At 68.2% G+C, this 14813-nt stretch carries 15 protein-coding genes; 4 read left to right on the forward strand and 11 right to left on the reverse strand.

All coding sequences use genetic code 11. From position 1 onward, the window contains the following. Positions 1-26: 26 nt before the first annotated feature. From B7R24_RS10695 to B7R24_RS10705, 3 genes are all read right to left on the reverse strand, one after another. On the reverse strand, positions 27-1367 hold the full coding sequence (locus tag B7R24_RS10695) for a PhoH family protein (RefSeq protein ID WP_116418942.1): 1341 nt from the start codon (positions 1365-1367) through the stop codon (positions 27-29). A 199-nt stretch (positions 1368-1566) separates the two neighbouring features. Then, complete coding sequence (locus B7R24_RS17805; protein ID WP_216363672.1) at positions 1567-1929, reverse strand: YtxH domain-containing protein; 363 nt, start codon at positions 1927-1929, stop codon at positions 1567-1569. 41 nt (positions 1930-1970) lie between these two features. Beyond that, positions 1971-2756, reverse strand: coding sequence for an isoprenyl transferase (locus B7R24_RS10705; RefSeq protein ID WP_116418943.1), 786 nt, complete (start codon positions 2754-2756; stop codon positions 1971-1973). 70 nt (positions 2757-2826) lie between these two features. Here B7R24_RS10705 and trhA point away from each other — a divergent pair, with 70 nt between their 5' ends. Continuing rightward, positions 2827-3513, forward strand: a complete 687-nt coding sequence (trhA, locus tag B7R24_RS10710; protein WP_116418944.1) for a PAQR family membrane homeostasis protein TrhA — start codon at positions 2827-2829, stop codon at positions 3511-3513. Between the two features lie 34 nt (positions 3514-3547). Here the strand turns inward: trhA and B7R24_RS10715 are convergent, their stop codons facing one another. Together B7R24_RS10715 and mca are read right to left on the reverse strand one after the other, a co-directional pair. Then, positions 3548-3829, reverse strand: coding sequence for a hypothetical protein (locus B7R24_RS10715; RefSeq protein ID WP_116418945.1), 282 nt, complete (start codon positions 3827-3829; stop codon positions 3548-3550). Then, the gene (mca, locus tag B7R24_RS10720; RefSeq protein ID WP_116418946.1) at positions 3829-4713 is read right to left on the reverse strand and encodes a mycothiol conjugate amidase Mca; all 885 of its coding nucleotides are present in this window, start codon (positions 4711-4713) and stop codon (positions 3829-3831) included. Before mca ends, B7R24_RS10715 begins: the two co-directional genes overlap by 1 nt. 146 nt (positions 4714-4859) lie before the next feature. On the opposite strand from mca, the gene B7R24_RS10725 reads away from it, so the two are divergent. After that, on the forward strand, positions 4860-5336 hold the full coding sequence (locus B7R24_RS10725; RefSeq protein ID WP_116418947.1) for a DUF4307 domain-containing protein: 477 nt from the start codon (positions 4860-4862) through the stop codon (positions 5334-5336). A gap of 30 nt (positions 5337-5366) precedes the next feature. Then, positions 5367-5855 carry a transcription elongation factor GreA gene (greA, locus tag B7R24_RS10730; protein ID WP_116418948.1) on the forward strand — a complete coding sequence of 163 codons (489 nt, stop codon included), beginning with the start codon at positions 5367-5369 and terminating at the stop codon, positions 5853-5855. Between the two features lie 115 nt (positions 5856-5970). Here the strand turns inward: greA and ilvA are convergent, their stop codons facing one another. Both ilvA and B7R24_RS10740 read right to left on the reverse strand, forming a co-directional pair. Beyond that, a complete protein-coding gene (gene ilvA / locus B7R24_RS10735) occupies positions 5971-7224 on the reverse strand; it encodes a threonine ammonia-lyase (RefSeq protein ID WP_116418949.1) in 1254 nt (417 codons plus the stop codon). Continuing rightward, complete coding sequence (locus B7R24_RS10740) at positions 7217-8428, reverse strand: AI-2E family transporter (protein ID WP_116418950.1); 1212 nt, start codon at positions 8426-8428, stop codon at positions 7217-7219. Before B7R24_RS10740 ends, ilvA begins: the two co-directional genes overlap by 8 nt. Positions 8429-8534: 106 nt before the next feature. Between B7R24_RS10740 and B7R24_RS10745 the strand changes: the two genes are divergently transcribed. Then, positions 8535-9821 carry a winged helix-turn-helix domain-containing protein gene (locus B7R24_RS10745; protein ID WP_116418951.1) on the forward strand — a complete coding sequence of 429 codons (1287 nt, stop codon included), beginning with the start codon at positions 8535-8537 and terminating at the stop codon, positions 9819-9821. Positions 9822-10373: 552 nt separating this feature from the next. On the opposite strand, the gene B7R24_RS10750 is transcribed toward B7R24_RS10745, so the two are convergent. From B7R24_RS10750 to B7R24_RS10765, 4 genes are all read right to left on the reverse strand, one after another. Further along, entirely contained in the window at positions 10374-11249 is an 876-nt protein-coding gene (locus B7R24_RS10750; RefSeq protein ID WP_116418952.1) for a M48 family metalloprotease, read from the reverse strand. Between the two features lie 12 nt (positions 11250-11261). Continuing rightward, positions 11262-11828, reverse strand: coding sequence for a LemA family protein (locus B7R24_RS10755; RefSeq protein WP_116418953.1), 567 nt, complete (start codon positions 11826-11828; stop codon positions 11262-11264). 86 nt (positions 11829-11914) lie between these two features. Next, positions 11915-13438 carry a glycoside hydrolase family 1 protein gene (locus B7R24_RS10760; protein ID WP_116418954.1) on the reverse strand — a complete coding sequence of 508 codons (1524 nt, stop codon included), beginning with the start codon at positions 13436-13438 and terminating at the stop codon, positions 11915-11917. After that, positions 13435-14778, reverse strand: a complete 1344-nt coding sequence (locus B7R24_RS10765) for a D-arabinono-1,4-lactone oxidase (RefSeq protein WP_116419004.1) — start codon at positions 14776-14778, stop codon at positions 13435-13437. The genes B7R24_RS10760 and B7R24_RS10765 overlap by 4 nt, the downstream gene beginning before the upstream one ends. Positions 14779-14813 lie beyond the last annotated feature (35 nt).

The following is a 14813-nucleotide window of genomic DNA, read 5'->3' on the forward strand; positions in this document are numbered from 1 at the left end:
CGAACAGCGCCGGGGGGCCCTCCGCTTCAGGTCAGTTCGTTCGACTCCAGCATCTCGGTGACCAGCGCCGCGATGGCCGAGCGCTCCGAGCGGGTCAGGGTGATGTGCCCGAAGAGCGGGTGGTTCTTCAGCGACTCGATCACCGACGCGACACCGTCGTGGCGGCCGACCCGCAGGTTGTCGCGCTGCGCCACGTCGTGGGTCAACACCACGCGGGAGTTCTGGCCGATGCGCGAGAGCACGGTCAGCAGCACATTCCGTTCGAGCGACTGTGCCTCATCCACGATCACGAAGGCATCGTGCAGCGACCGGCCACGGATGTGCGTGAGCGGCAGAACCTCGAGGATGCCGCGTTCCACCACCTCGTCGAGCACATTCTGAGAGACCAGCGAGCCCAGTGTGTCGAAGACCGCCTGCGCCCACGGGTTCATCTTCTCGCTGGCATCGCCCGGAAGAAAACCGAGCTCCTGGCCGCCCACCGCGTAGAGCGGCCGGAACACCATGATCTTCTTGTGCTGCTGCTTCTCCAGCACGGCTTCGAGTCCTGCGCACAGGGCCAGAGCGGACTTCCCCGTACCGGCTCGACCCCCCAGCGAGATGATGCCGACCTCGGGGTCGAGCAGCATGTCGATCGCCACGCGCTGCTCGGCCGACCGACCGTGCAACCCGAAGACGTCGCGGTCGCCACGCACGAGCTGGAAGCTGTTCTTGCTGGTCACCCGGCCGAGGGCCGAACCACGGTCGGAATGGATGACCAGACCGGTGTTGATCGGCATCTTCGCCACCAGCGGGGTCTCCATGCCCTCCTGGTCCCACAGCTTCGACATGTCGGAGGCGCTCAGCGTGATGCTGTCGATGCCCGTCCAACCGGAGTCGACGGCGAGTTCGGCGCGGTACTCCTCGGCCGCGAGGCCGATGGAGGCGGCCTTGACGCGCAGCGGCAGGTCTTTCGAGACGACCGTCACGTCGAGGCCGTCGTTGGACAGGTTGAGCGCGACGGCGAGGATGCGCGAGTCGTTGTCCTGCAGCTGCAGGCCCGACGGCAGCACAGACATGTTCGAATGGTTCAGTTCCACGCGGAGGCTTCCTCCGGCGTCGCCGACGGCGATCGGAAAGTCGAGGCGCTCATGGAGCACCCGCAACTCGTCGAGGTTGCGAAGCGCCTGGCGGGCGAAGTAGCCGATCTCCGGATCGTTGCGTTTGGATTCGAGCTCGGAGATCACCACGACCGGCAAGACCACAGGATGCTCGGCGAAGCGGAAGATCGCCTTCGGGTCAGACAGCAAAACCGAGGTATCCAGTACATAGGTACGCTCGGCTTGTTTGACGCTGGTGGTGGTTGACTTCTTCAGTTTTTGATCGGGCACAAGTACTCCAACCCCGGGCGGCGATGCTCACCCGGATCTTTCCGGCGAAGCGGCCGCCAAGCCTCTTTCAAGACCTGGGCTGGTATCGAAACGTACTTATGTGGCCGCTTCGATCAGGTGCCATACCTGATGCAAACACCGTAAGCCGCCGGGGTGCACCGAAACGAACCGACACACCCCGGCTGAGATTAACGTTGTGTTACGACGCGAGGTCGTCTGCCTTCTTCTCAGCTTCGTCGGCCACATCTCCGGCCTTGTCGGCCAGGTCGTCGGCCGTGTCACCGGCCTTGTCGGCCACGTCGTCGGCCGTGCCGCGCACCTTGGCCGCGGCATCCTTGATCACGCCGGGTGCAGCCTTGACCGCATCGGCGAGCTTCTCCTGCACGATCGGCGCCCTGTCGGCGACGAACGCCTCCGCGTTGTGCACAGCCTTCTGCACCTGCGGCTGGTTCCAGGCCGCGTCGGCCTTCGATTTGATCTGCTCGTACCGCTTACGGCCGGCTGCGGAGCCCGCGACGTAACCGACGCCGAGGCCGATGACAAACAGGATTTTGCCCTTCATGTGCTTCACCTTTTCTCTGGGGGGGTTGGTTTGTGGTTGTGTCAGCCGCCGAAGCGTCGCTGCCGCCTCGAGAAGTCGCGGAGCGCCCGCAGAAAGTCGACCTGGCGAATGTCGGGGCCGAGCGCCTCCATGAAGTAGAACTCGCTGTGCGCACTCTGCCAGAGCATGAAATCGCTGAGGCGCTGCTCCCCCGAGGTGCGGATGACGAGGTCGGGATCGGGCTGGCCCCCGGTGTAGAGGTGGGCGCCGATCAGCTCCTCGTCGAGGTTCTCAGCGAGCTCGGCCAGCGTGTGGCCCGCGGCCTGATGGGTACGGATGATGCTCTGTACGGCATCCGCGATCTCTGTGCGACCGCCGTAGCCGACGGCGAGGTTGACGTGCAGGCCGGTGTTGGCGGAGGTGCGGGATTCGGCCTCGGAGAGGGCGGCGACGAGCCTCGGCGGCAGTCCTTCGTTGCTGCCGACGTGCTTGATGCGCCAGTTGCGGTAGGTGGAGAGTTCTTCGGCGAGCTGCGCGATGATCTCGATGAGTTCGGTGAGCTCGGCTTCGCTGCGGCTGGTGAGGTTGTCGGTCGACAACAGGTAGAGGGTCGCGACCGAGATGCCGAGGTCGTCGCACCATTCGAGGAACTCGCGCACCTTGATGGCGCCGGCGCGGTGGCCGTGCGCCGCGGTCTCGAGGAGCTTCAGCTTCGCCCAACGACGGTTGCCGTCGATGATCATCGCAACGTGGTGGGGAAGGTTGCCCTCGTCGAGCTCGCGCCGCAGCCGCTTCTGGTACAGCCCGTAGAGCAGACCTCGACCGGGGGTGTCCTGCCTCTTCTGCACGAGGTAACGCTACCCTCCGCGGGCAGAAACTCCCAGCGGGCCCCACAGGCGGCGCGGCTAGGGTTGAGGCATGACCTCCGCACTGCCTCACCTTCCGCTGGTCGATGAGGCGGCCGAGGTCAAACCGACCTGGCGCGGCTGGATCCACGCCGTCACCTTCCCGCTCGCGATCGTCGCGGGCGTGGTGCTCGTCGTGCTGGCCGACGGTGCCGCTGCGAAAGCGTCGACCACCGTTTTCGCGATCACGTCGCTGCTGCTGTTCGGCAATTCCGCGCTCTATCACCGTTTCAACTGGCAGCCGAAGACGAAGCGCATTCTCAAACGCATCGATCACGCGAACATCTTCCTGCTGATCGCCGGCACCTACACCCCCATCGCAGCACTCGCCCTGCCACCCGGCAAAGACACGCTCGTGCTCGTGGCCGTGTGGGTCGCGGCTCTGCTCGGCATCGGGTTCCGCGTGTTCTGGCTCGACGCCCCGCGGTGGCTCTACACCCCGCTCTACGTGCTCATGGGTGGCGCCGCCCTGCTGTTCACCGCCGACATCTTCGCGGCGAACGCCGTGACGATGACGCTCGTTCTCGTCGGCGGGGTCGCCTATACGATCGGCGCCGTGGTCTACGGGCTGAAGCGGCCGAACCCGGTTCCCGGGGTCTTCGGGTTCCACGAGATCTTCCACGCACTGACGCTGGTCGCGTTCGCGTGCCACTGGACGGGCATCCTGCTCATCGCGGTGAACCCGCCGTTCAACGGCTGAGACGGCACCGCCGGAGCGCGCCAGCCGCTCACCGCTACTTCTTCGCGCCCGGGCCCCTGTCGGCCGCGGCGCGAGCCGCCTCTTCGGCGTCGAGCTTCTCGGCGACCTGCTGGCGCATGTTGACCCGACGGATGCGCCGGGTCATGTCGATGATGAGCAGCACCGCGAGGATCATCACCGCGAACGTCACGATGAAACCGATCGTTCCGGGCGTCACCAGGTCGGGGTTGACGGCCGGGGCGGGGCTCGGGGTCGCATCGTCGGCCACCCAGCCCAGCGCCGTGCCGAGGGTGGTGTGCAGCGCGGCGGAGACCATCACCTGCCGGCCTCCGACAGAACGTCGGAATCGATCCCTGCGAAGAAGTCGTTCTCGAACTCCCCCTCCACCGGTTCGGGAAGCGGGACCTTCGAGTCGATGAGCTGGTAGTCCTCGTACGGCCATGCCTGCTGCTGCAGTTCGTTCGGCCAGAAGAAGAAGGCGCTGTCGGGCGAGACCTGGGAGGCGTGCGCCAGCAGGGCGTTGTCTCGGGACTCGAAGAAGGCACCCGCGGGAATCTGGGTGGTTGCGAGGTACGGGCTCTCGGTCATCCACCGCCCCATCTCGGCGAAGGTCGCGAGCAGCGGACTGTCGGGATCGGTCGCCTCGAGCAGCTGCTTGATCGACTGCATGCGCTGGTAGCTGAAGATGCGGTCGTAGTAGAGCTTCGACACCTGCCAGGCCGGGCCGAGCTCGGGCGCGTACGTCTCGTCGGCGGCCAGGCGGTAGGCGAGCACGGAGATGTCGTGGCAGCGGATGTGATCGGGGTGCGGGTAGCCGCCCTTCTCGTCGTACGTCAGCAGAACCTGCGGCTTCTGCTCGCGGATGAGATGAACGAGTGGTCGCACGCTCAGCTCGGGGGCTATCGCGGCGAAGGCGTTGGCGGGCAGCGGATCGTCGTTCTCGGGCAGCCCCGAGTCGGCGTACCCGAGCCAGCGGTGCTCGAACCCCACGGCGGCCTGCGCGGCGGCCATCTCGACACGGCGAAGACCCGTCATGTCGCGTTCGGCCCACGGCCTCGTCGCGAGCCCTTCATTCAGGATGCTCCCCCGCTCGCCGCTGGTGCAGCTGACGACCATCACCTCGACTCCACGGTCGAGGTAGTAGGCGTACGTCGCTGCGCCTTTGCTCGATTCGTCATCGGGATGGGCGTGCACGGCCATGAGACGAAGTGCCAGGTGTCTCAACTCCTCAGCTAGGCGAACTACCCTGTGGTACGGGTAGAGAAATTCTGCCGAAAACCGGCGGTTCGCGCCGGGAGACCCGGCACATCCAGACTAATCGTTCGACAGAGGAGAGCTGACCGCACGTGAGCGAAGACGAGCTCAGCGAAGACGGCCCGTTCGCGGCCACATCGGCGTCGACGGCGGCCTCATCGACGCTGGCACCGGCATCCACCGTGCGTTCCGAACGCTACGGCAACACGGCGAAGTCCCGGGGCCGGGGACGGCTCATCGCCGTGCTGTTCGGCGGCGCGGTGGTGCTCGTGATCGGCGCCTGGGTCATCTGGGCCGGGCTCGACAGCTCACGATCCTCGGTGGATGCACAGGATCAGGCCCACGTCGTGGTCAGCGCCACGCGCGTCGATGTGACCTTCACGGTTTCAGCCGACCGCGGCCAGGCGACGGCATGCGTGGTCGAGGCGCAGAACGAGGATCACGCGGTGGTCGGCTGGAAGGTCGTCGACATTCCCGCCTCGACCCAGCGCGACCAGGAGATCACGACCGCCGTGCTCACCACGGAGCCGGCGGTCACCGGTTTGATCTACAGCTGCTGGCTCACGTAAAATCGCAGTTTCGAACGGAGGAGTTTGCGCATGGCGGAGGAAGCAGAAGTCAGCTGGCTGACCCAGGAGGCCTACGACCGTCTGGCGAACGAACTCGAGTACGCCAGCACCACCGGGCGCCAGGAGATCACCGACAAGATCCAGTCGGCGCGCGAAGAGGGTGACCTGAAGGAGAACAGCGGGTACCACGCCGCAAAAGACGAGCAGGGCAAGCAGGAGGCGCGCATCCGCTTCCTCACGAACCTGTTGAAGACCGCGCAGGTGAGCGAGGCGCCCGAGAGCCACGGTGTCGTGGTGCCGGGCACGGTCATCACGGCGGTCATTGCGGGCGACGAGAGCGTCTTCCTGCTCGGCAGCCGGGAGATCGCGGGGCAGAGCGACCTCGACGTCTACTCCGAGAAGAGCCCGCTGGGCACCGCCATCATGGGCCTCGCCGTCGGCGACACCACCACCTACGAGGCACCCAACGGCCGAGCCATCACGGTCAAGGTCACCGCCGTAGAGAACTACACCGGCTGACCGGCCCCGCCGGCAGTTTCACAGCGCTCGGAGCCGGATGCAGGTAGTTCGCGGGTCAACCGGGGGCGAAAAGGCCGCACTGCGCCTGCGAGATGTCGGGGGTGCGGCCCACGCGTCAGTCCTGGGCGAGGCGAGCGTCGTAGCCCGCGTCGCGGAGGCGCGCGATGACCTCGGCGCGGTGCTCGGGGCCGCGCGTCTCGACGCTCAGCTCGAGTTCGACCTCGCTGAGCTGCAGCCCGCGCCCGTGCCGGGTGTGCAGCACCTCGATCACGTTGGCGTTCGCCTCCGCGACGATCTCGGCCGTGCGCGCGAGCTGGCCCGGGCGATCGGGCAGCATGATCTTGAGCTTGAGATAGCGATCGGATGCCGCCAGCCCGTTGCTGATGACCCGCTGCATGAGCAGGGGGTCGATGTTGCCGCCCGACAGCACCACGACCGTCGTACCCAGCTCGCCGAGCTGCCCCGACAGGATCGCCGCGACGCCGACGGCGCCGGCCGGCTCCACCACGAGCTTGGCCCGCTCGAGCAGCACGAGGATGGCCCGCGCGATGTCGGCCTCGGTCACCAGCACGATTTCGTCGACCAGCTCCCGGATGATCTCGAAATTCAGGATGCCCGGCTTCGCCACCGCGATTCCGTCGGCGATCGTGGCCGACGTGCTGATCTTCGTCGGCTCCCCCATTGCCAGCGACGTCGGATAGGCCGCCGCATTGGCCGCCTGCACCCCGATCACCCGCACCTCGCGGCCCTCGGCCGCCGCACGCTGCTTGATCGCGCTGGCCACGCCCGAGATGAGCCCGCCGCCGCCGATCGGCACGATGATGGTGTCGAAGGCGGGAGCCTGCTCCCAGATCTCGAGGCCGAGCGTTCCCTGGCCCACAATGACATCCGGATGATCGAACGGCGGGATGAGCACCGCTCCGGTCGTGGCCGCGTACTCCGCCGCCGCCGCCAGGGGCTCCTCGACCGTGTGGCCGCGCAGCAGAACATCCGCCCCGTAGTCGCGGGTCGCCTGGAGTTTGGGCAGCGCGACTCCGAGCGGCATGAAGATGGTGGCCTTGATGCCGAGCTCACGGGCGGCGAACGCCACACCCTGGGCGTGGTTGCCGGCCGACGCGGCCACGACGCCCCGGGCCTTCTCTTCGTCGCTGAGCCGTGACATCCGGTTGTAGGCACCCCGGATCTTGTACGACCCGGTGCGCTGCAGGTTCTCGAGCTTCAGGAGCACGTCGCTGCCCAGCACCTCGGCGAGATAGCGCGAGGTCTCGAGCGGCGTGGTCTGCGCGACCCGGGAGACCACGGCCCGCGCAGCCTCGATGTCGGCCAGGGCCGGAACAGCGGAGCGGGTGTGCGAGGGCGTCTCAAGCATCGGGTAGGGGCTCTTTCGGCTCGGGTCGGGCGTGCCAGACGCCACTCGCGATGTACTTCACCATCACGTTCAGGGTCGCGATGAACGGCACCGCGAAAAAGGCGCCCGGGATACCAGCGATGATACTTCCCCCGGCTACGGCGAGCACGACGGCCAGGGGGTGCACCTTGACCGCGGTCCCCATGACGAGCGGTTGCAGAACATGCCCTTCGATCTGCTGCACCAGCAGCACGACACCGAGCATCGCCAGGGCGATCGGCCAGCCGTTGTAGACCAGCGCGATGAAGATGGCCACGACACCGGTCAGTACGGCGCCGACCACCGGGATGAACGAGCCGAGGAACACCAGCACGGCGACCGGTACGGCAAGCGGAACGCCGAGCAGGAAGGCGCCGAGGCCGATACCCACCGCGTCGACGAATGCCACGAGGATCTGCACTTTCACGAAACTCTGCAGGGTGGTCCAGCCCGCCGTGCCTGCGCCGTCGACGCCCGCGCGGGCGCGCTTCGGGAAGATGCGTACAACGAAGGCCCAGATGCCCCGGCCGTCGATCAGGATGAAGAGGGTCGAGAAGAGCACGAGCAGCACGCCGGTGAGCACATGGGTGAGCGTCGAGCCGACGCTCAGTGCCCCGCTGACCAGCGCTGAGCTGTCGTTCTGGATCGCCTGGAACGCCTGCCCGATGTATCCGTTGATCTGGTCGTCGCTGAGCTGCAGCGGGCCGGTCTTCAGCCAGTCGCGCAGCATGTTGTAGCTGTTGGTGCTCTGGGTCTTCAGGTCGGCGTAGCCCGAGGAGATTTGGGTTGTGACCAGGAAGCCGAGCGCACCGATGACGATGAACACGGTGAGGATCGACACGACGATGGCGAGCCACCTCGGCCAGTGGTGCCTGACCAGGAAGTTCTTGTAGGGCACGAGCAGGGCGCTCAGCACGACCGCGATGAGAAGCGGGATGATCACCAGCGAGAACTGAGCGAGCACGAACAGCAGCGCGGCGAGTGCCCCCATGATGACCAGCAGGCGCCAGGCCCAGGCACCAGCGATCTGCATTCCCGGCGGTACCGAACCGGCCGCGGCCGCGGCGGTCGTGGTGGCTTCGGTGAGGGATGCTGCCGACTCCGCCACGTCGTATCGCGCCCGGGCGGCGGCCTGTCGCCGTGCGAAGAAACCGGAGGGCCTGCGGGGGTGGGCTGTGCCTGACATTTTCCCAGTCTAGAAGTCACGGCAGCTGCCCGGCGGGGGGTTGCCCTGCCCGGCGCGGGGCGGGTGGAGTTGCCGGCCTGTCGGACGTCGGCACTATGGTCGAGACGTGGTCGATCCGATGTCAGCAGGTCTCGCCCGGAGGGTGGCGCTGGGCGCGCAGGGTTTCGGGTCGCCCGCAGCGGGCAGCGCGACATCCGCCCCGGGTCTGCGGCAGCTGACGCCGCTCGTGTCGAAACTGGCGCTGCTGCAGATCGACTCCGTGAACGTGTTCGAGCGCAGCCACTACCTCCCCGTGTTCGCCCGGCTGGGCGCCTACCCGAAGGCCGAGCTCGACCGGCTCACCTATGGCCCGCGCATGATCGAGTACTGGGCGCATGTGGCGTCGTTCATTCCGCTCACCACCCTGCCGTTGCTCGCCTGGCGGATGGATGACTACCGAGCCAGCGCCTTGGCAGACGCCAACTCGTGGGCGAACGCCAACCCCCGCATGATCGCCTGGCTGAAGAGCGAGCTGGCCGAGAAGGGTCCGATGCCGGCCAGCGCCATCGAGCACGAGAGCAACCGGCGGAACGGCCCGTGGTGGGGCTGGAGCGACGTGAAGATCGGGCTCGAGACGCTCTTCCGCTGGGGAGAGGTGGTGGCCGCCGGGCGCACCCGCTTCGAGCGCAGCTACGGGCTGCCGGAGCAGATGCTGCCGGAGGCCATTCTCGCGGCGCTGGCGGAGCGGTCGTTCCTGGGCGGCGCGGGCGGCGCGGCGGCGGATGGCGCGGCGGCGGTCGGCGCGGGCGCTGCGGGACTGGCCCGCGCAGAATCCATGCGCGAGCTGGTGTCGCTGTCGGCGCGGGCGCTCGGGGTGGGGACGGTCGGTGACCTGGCCGACTACTTCCGGTTGAAGACCGCGGATGCCCTACCCGCCATCCGCGCCCTCGAAGACACCGGCGAGCTGCTGCCCGTGGCGGTCGACGGCTGGGGTCGACCGTCCTGGTTGCACCGCGATGCACGCCTGCCGAGGCGGATCGAGGCCGCGGCCGTGCTCTCGCCCTTCGATCCCGTCGTCTGGCGCCGAGAGCGGGCCGAGCGCCTCTTCGACTTCCACTACCGTATCGAGATCTACACGCCCGAGCCCAAGCGCATCTTCGGCTACTACGTGCTGCCGGTGCTCATCGACGAACGCGTCGTCGGTCGCGTCGATCTGAAGAGCGACCGCAAGGCCGGCATCCTCCGCGTACCGTCCGCCTGGATAGAACCCCGTGTCTCCCCCGCCGATCACCCTGCCATCGCTGCCCGCCTCGCCACCGTGCTCCACACCGCCGCCGCCTGGCAGAACCTCGACGCCGTCACCCCCACTCTCCCCCTCCGCGGCACCTTCGCCACCCCCTCACCGCCGCCCTGACAGCCCCCACCCCCTGACCGACCCCTGCCCCTGACCCTCACCACCCCGACACCACCCCACCACCCCGACACCCCCCCCGTCATCCACCCCAGCCCCAAATCGTTAGGTCAAAAAACCTCCCAAAACCCCGGCTATCGGGTGTTTTTTGCCCTATCGTTTGTGCCCCGGCCCGCGGCAGGGCGTCATGGCGGGGCCCGGGCGCCAGACATCCGGGCGGGGCTTCGGGCGGGGCGCGACGGCTCGGCAGCATGCGACGGCGCGGCGGGGTCCGGCGGCGCGCGGGTGCGGCACGGCGGGGTGCGGCGGCGGGACGCCGGACGGCCGCGGGTCGTACGGTGCCACCCACCGCGACGGGACGGCCGCGCGTCGTACGGTGCCACCCACCGCGACAGGACGGCCGCGCGTCGTACGGTGCCACCCACCGCGACAGGACGGCCGCGCGTCGTACGGTGCCACCCACCGCGACAGGACGGCCGCGCGTCGTACGGTGCCACCCACCGCGACAGGGCGGCCGCGCGTCGTACGGTGCCGCCCGAAGGGCGGACCATAAACTCAGAACGTGCCGCCCATGCGCTCGAGGCGTGCGACGCGGTCGGGGAGCGGGGGGTGGGTCGCGAAGAGGCGGTTCATGAGGCCGGGCTTGAGGGGGTCGGCGATCCACATGTGCGCCATCGAGGTGGACTGCCGCAGCATCGGGCGCCCGTAGTTCTCGAGTTTGACGAGGGCGCTGGCCAGAGCATCCGGGTGCCGGGTCGTCATCGCGCTGGTGGCGTCGGCGAGGTACTCCCGCTGGCGGGAGACGGCGAGCTGCACCACCGTGGCGACGAGCGGCGCGATGACCGCCGCCACGAGCCCCAGGATGAGCAGCGCCGGGTTCGAGTTGTTGTTGTTTCCGCGGCCGAAGAAGGCCATGCGCAGGAAGAAGTCCGCGATCAGCCCCACCGCCACGACCAGCCCGTACACGATGAGCGACACCCGGATGTCGTAGTTCGCCACGTGCCCGAGCTCGTGCGCCATCACGCCTTCGAGTTCGGAGTCGGTCATGATGTCGAGCAGCCCGGTCGTCACCGCCACCGCCGCGTGCGCCGGATCGCGCCCGGTGGCGAAGGCGTTCGGGGCGGGATCGTTCACGATGTACACCCGTGGCATGGGCGTACCCGACGTGATCGACAGGTTCTCGACGATGCGCCAGAGCCTCGGGTTGTCTGCCTTGTGGATCTCGATGGCCCCACTCGAGATGACGGCCTGCGAACCGGCGAAGAAGTACTGCACCACCGCGAACCCGATGGCGAAGACCAGGATGACGACGGTCAGCGAGAAGCTGTTGTAGATGTACCCCGCGAGGTAGCCGAGCCCCCCGATGATGAGGATGAACAGCACGAGGATGATGACGGTGTTGCGCTTGTTCTGCGCGATCGCCCGGTACACGGTGGAAGCGGGCTAGAACTGCACGCGCGGCGGCTCGGCGATGGCCGCCAGGTCGCCGACCTCGAAGAAGTCGGTCGAGTTGAACCCGAGGCGCTTTGCGAACACGTTGTTCGGAAAGACCTTGATCTTCGTGTTCAGCTCACGCACGCCGCCGTTGTAGAACCGGCGCGACGCCTGCACCTTGTCTTCGGTGTCGACCAGTTCGGCCTGCAACTGCAGGAAGTTCTGCGAGGCCTGCAGCTGCGGGTAGGCCTCCGCCACCGCGAAGATGCTCTTGAGCGCGGTCTGCATGTGGTTCTCGGCGACGGATGCCTCGGCCGGCCCCTGCGCGCCGAGCGTCTCTGCGCGTGCCCGGGTCACCGACTCGAAGACGCCCTTCTCGTGCGCGGCATAGCCCTTCACCGACTCGATGAGGTTCGGCAGCAGGTCGGCCCGCCGCTTCAGTTGCACGGTGATGTCGCTCCACGCCTCTTCGACGCGCACGTTCAGCGTGACCAGGGAGTTGTAGGTCGCCCACAGGTAGATGCCGACGATGACGACGAGCACAACAACAACGATCAGAGCGATTAGCCATCCCATGCCCACCACTATAACGACTGAGGGCTCCTCACACAGCGGCAGCGTGGCAAGCTCTCAGCGACGAAACAGGCTCCGGATGACCGGCCTCACGAACGCGCTTCGAGCACCCTCTGCACCCATTCGAAGGACTGTTTCGGCGTGCGATCACGGGTCGTGAAATCGACGTGCACGAGCCCGAACCGCTCGCCGTACCCCGCCGCCCACTCGAACCCGTCGAGCAGCGACCGGATGTAGTAGCCGCGCAGATGCACCGCCGCCGCCGGCCCGCCTGGAGCGACCGCATCGAGTGCAGCGGCCACGTGCGACGTGAGGTAGTCGATGCGCGCACCGTCACGCACCCGAGGGGCGCCGGTCTCAGCATCCAGCTCCACCCGGTCGGCCAGGCCGACCCCGCCCTCGGTGACGAAGACGGGCGGCAGCGCCTCACCGTAGCGAGCGGCGAGCTCGGTGAGGGCCACCCCGAGGAACTCCGGCGCGTTCGGCCGACCGGAGCCCGTGCGGTCGAACTCGGGCCAGGGCGCAACATGGAACGGCAACGATGTCAGCGCCGACGCCTCGCCGTCGGGCGAGACCTGGCCGCCGGCGCCCGAGGCGATGCGCGTGGGGGCCAGGTAGTCGATGCCGTAGAAGTCGAGGGGCTGCCGGATGATCACCAGATCACCCTCGGGTGCCTCCACGAGCGGGCGCAGCAGCCGTTGGAACTCATCGGGAACCGGCGGGTAGGAGCCGCGCAGCACCGCGTCGCCGAACATCGTGTTGTGCACGATGTCGTAGAGCGCGGCGAACGCCACGTCATCGTCGGAAGCGGTGACCGGGGAGACGGGCGAATACGCATTGGCGATGCCCACCTCGCCGGTCACCGAAGCTGCCCTGAGCGCCTGCACGGCGAGACCGTGCCCGACCAGCTGGTGGTGCCCGGCGGGGAGGGCGTCGAACAGCGCCGTGCCGCCCGGCGCGTGCATTCCGAGGGCGTAGCCGTTCAGCATCACGGTCGCGGGCTCGTGCAGGGTGACCCATCGGTCGATGCGGTCGCCGAACTGCTCGCCGACCTCGTACGCGTAGTCGCCGAACCGGTTCGCGGTGTCGCGGTTCAGCCAGCCGCCGCGGAGTTCGACCGGGGTGTCCCAGTGGAAGAGCGTCGCCATCGGGCTGATGCCGGCTGCGAGGAGCTCGTCGAGCAGCCGGTCGTAGAACGCGATCCCGTCACGGTTCAGTGACCCTGCTCCGCCGGGCTGAAGCCGCGGCCAGCCGAAGGAGAAGCTGTACGATTCTGCGCCGAGCGTCGCGAGCAGCGCGACGTCTTCGCTGACCCGGTGGAAGTGATCCGCTGCCACATCTGCGGTCGCTCCCCCGCGGATGCGGCCGGGCTGGTGGCTGAAGTCGTCCCACACCGAGAGCGTGCGACCACCGTCATGGCTGCCGCCCTCGACCTGGAAGGCGCTCGTCGAGACTCCGAGCACGAAGCCCGCCGGGAGCCGGGTCGCGAAGGCCTCGGCCTCACCCTGGGCGGTGTCACGGGCATCCGTTCGTCGCCGGCCGGGCGCGGGAGACCGGCGCGGGGATGAACGGCGCGGGCCGCTCGAGCCGACCGGGTTGCGGGCAGCGCTCATGCTCCGAGCACGCGGTCGAGGTAGTCGTTCGCGAACAGCCGGGCGGGATCGAGCCGCTCCCTCAGCGCCACGAAGTCGACGAACCGCGGGTACAGCCCGGTGAAATCCTGCGCATCGCGGGTGTGCAGCTTGCCCCAGTGCGGCCGGCCGGCGTGCGCCATCATGATCTCCTCGACCGCTTCGAAGTACTCGGCGTGCGGTTCACGAAAGTAGCGGTGCACTGCAATGTATCCCGTTTGGCGGCCGTGCGCGGTCGAGAGCCAGAGGTCGTCGGAGGCCGCGAAGCGCACCTCGACCGGGAACGAGATGCGCCAGCCCCGCCGCTCGATGAGGCCATCGATCTCCCTCAGCACCTCGGGTACGACCTCGGCGGGCAGCGCGTACTCCATCTCCACAAAGCGCACGGTGCGGCGGGTGGCGAAGACGCGGGGTGAGAGGTCGGTGTAGTCGCGCGTTCCGGTGAGCTTCTCGGCCACCCGGTTGATGTGCGGGATGATCGGCGGTGCCACGCGCCCTAGTGAACAGGTGAGACGGAAGAGCTGGTTTGACACCAGCCAGTCGTCGACGAAGCGGTTCAGCGGCGGCAGCGCGGCGCGGGCATCCGTTCCCGGGATGCGCGTGTTCGTCTTCGTGAGCGCGGTGCCGGTGTGCGGAAACCAGTAGAACTCGAGGTGGTCGGCGCCCGCCACCCGCTCGGGCAGGGCGTCGAGCACCGCCTCGAGCGGCTCGGCTCGCTCGCTCGCGTGCAGCAGGAACGTCGGCACGCACTGCAGGGTGACCTCGACGAGGATGCCGAGCGCTCCGAGCCCCACCGCGACGGCGGGCAGCAGCTCGGCATTCTCGGTCTCGCTGACCCTCAGCAGCGTTCCGTCGCCGGTGACGAGAACGGCACCCCTGACCTGGCTCGCCATGCCTCCGAAACGGGCGCCGGTGCCGTGGGTTCCGGTGGAGATGGCGCCGGCGACGCTCTGTCGATCGATGTCGCCCATATTCGTGAGGGCGAGGCCGTGGGGGGCGAGCATCCGGGGAAGCTCCCAGAGGTGGGTGCCGGCGCCGAGCGTGACGCGGGCGCGGAGTGTGTCGACGTTCAGCACGCCGCTCAGGCCGGTGACGTCGAGTTGCACTCCTTTGGCAACTGCGATGCCGGTGAAACTGTGGCCGGCGCCGACCGCCTTGATGCGGAGCCCCGCGCGCCCGGCGGCCACAACCGCGCGCTGCACCGCTTCGACGCTCTGCGGTCGCTCGACACGCACCGGGCGCACGGCCTCGGTGCGCCCCCAGGTGCGCCAGACCGCGCCCGTGAAGCCCGCCCCACCGTCTGCCCCGACGGCTCGCCCGATACCGGTGCGCGCACTGGTGCGGGGCGCGCGCCCCA

It is taken from the genome of Subtercola boreus, assembly GCF_003399645.1.
GTDB classification, from domain to species: Bacteria; Actinomycetota; Actinomycetes; order Actinomycetales; family Microbacteriaceae; genus Subtercola; species Subtercola boreus_A.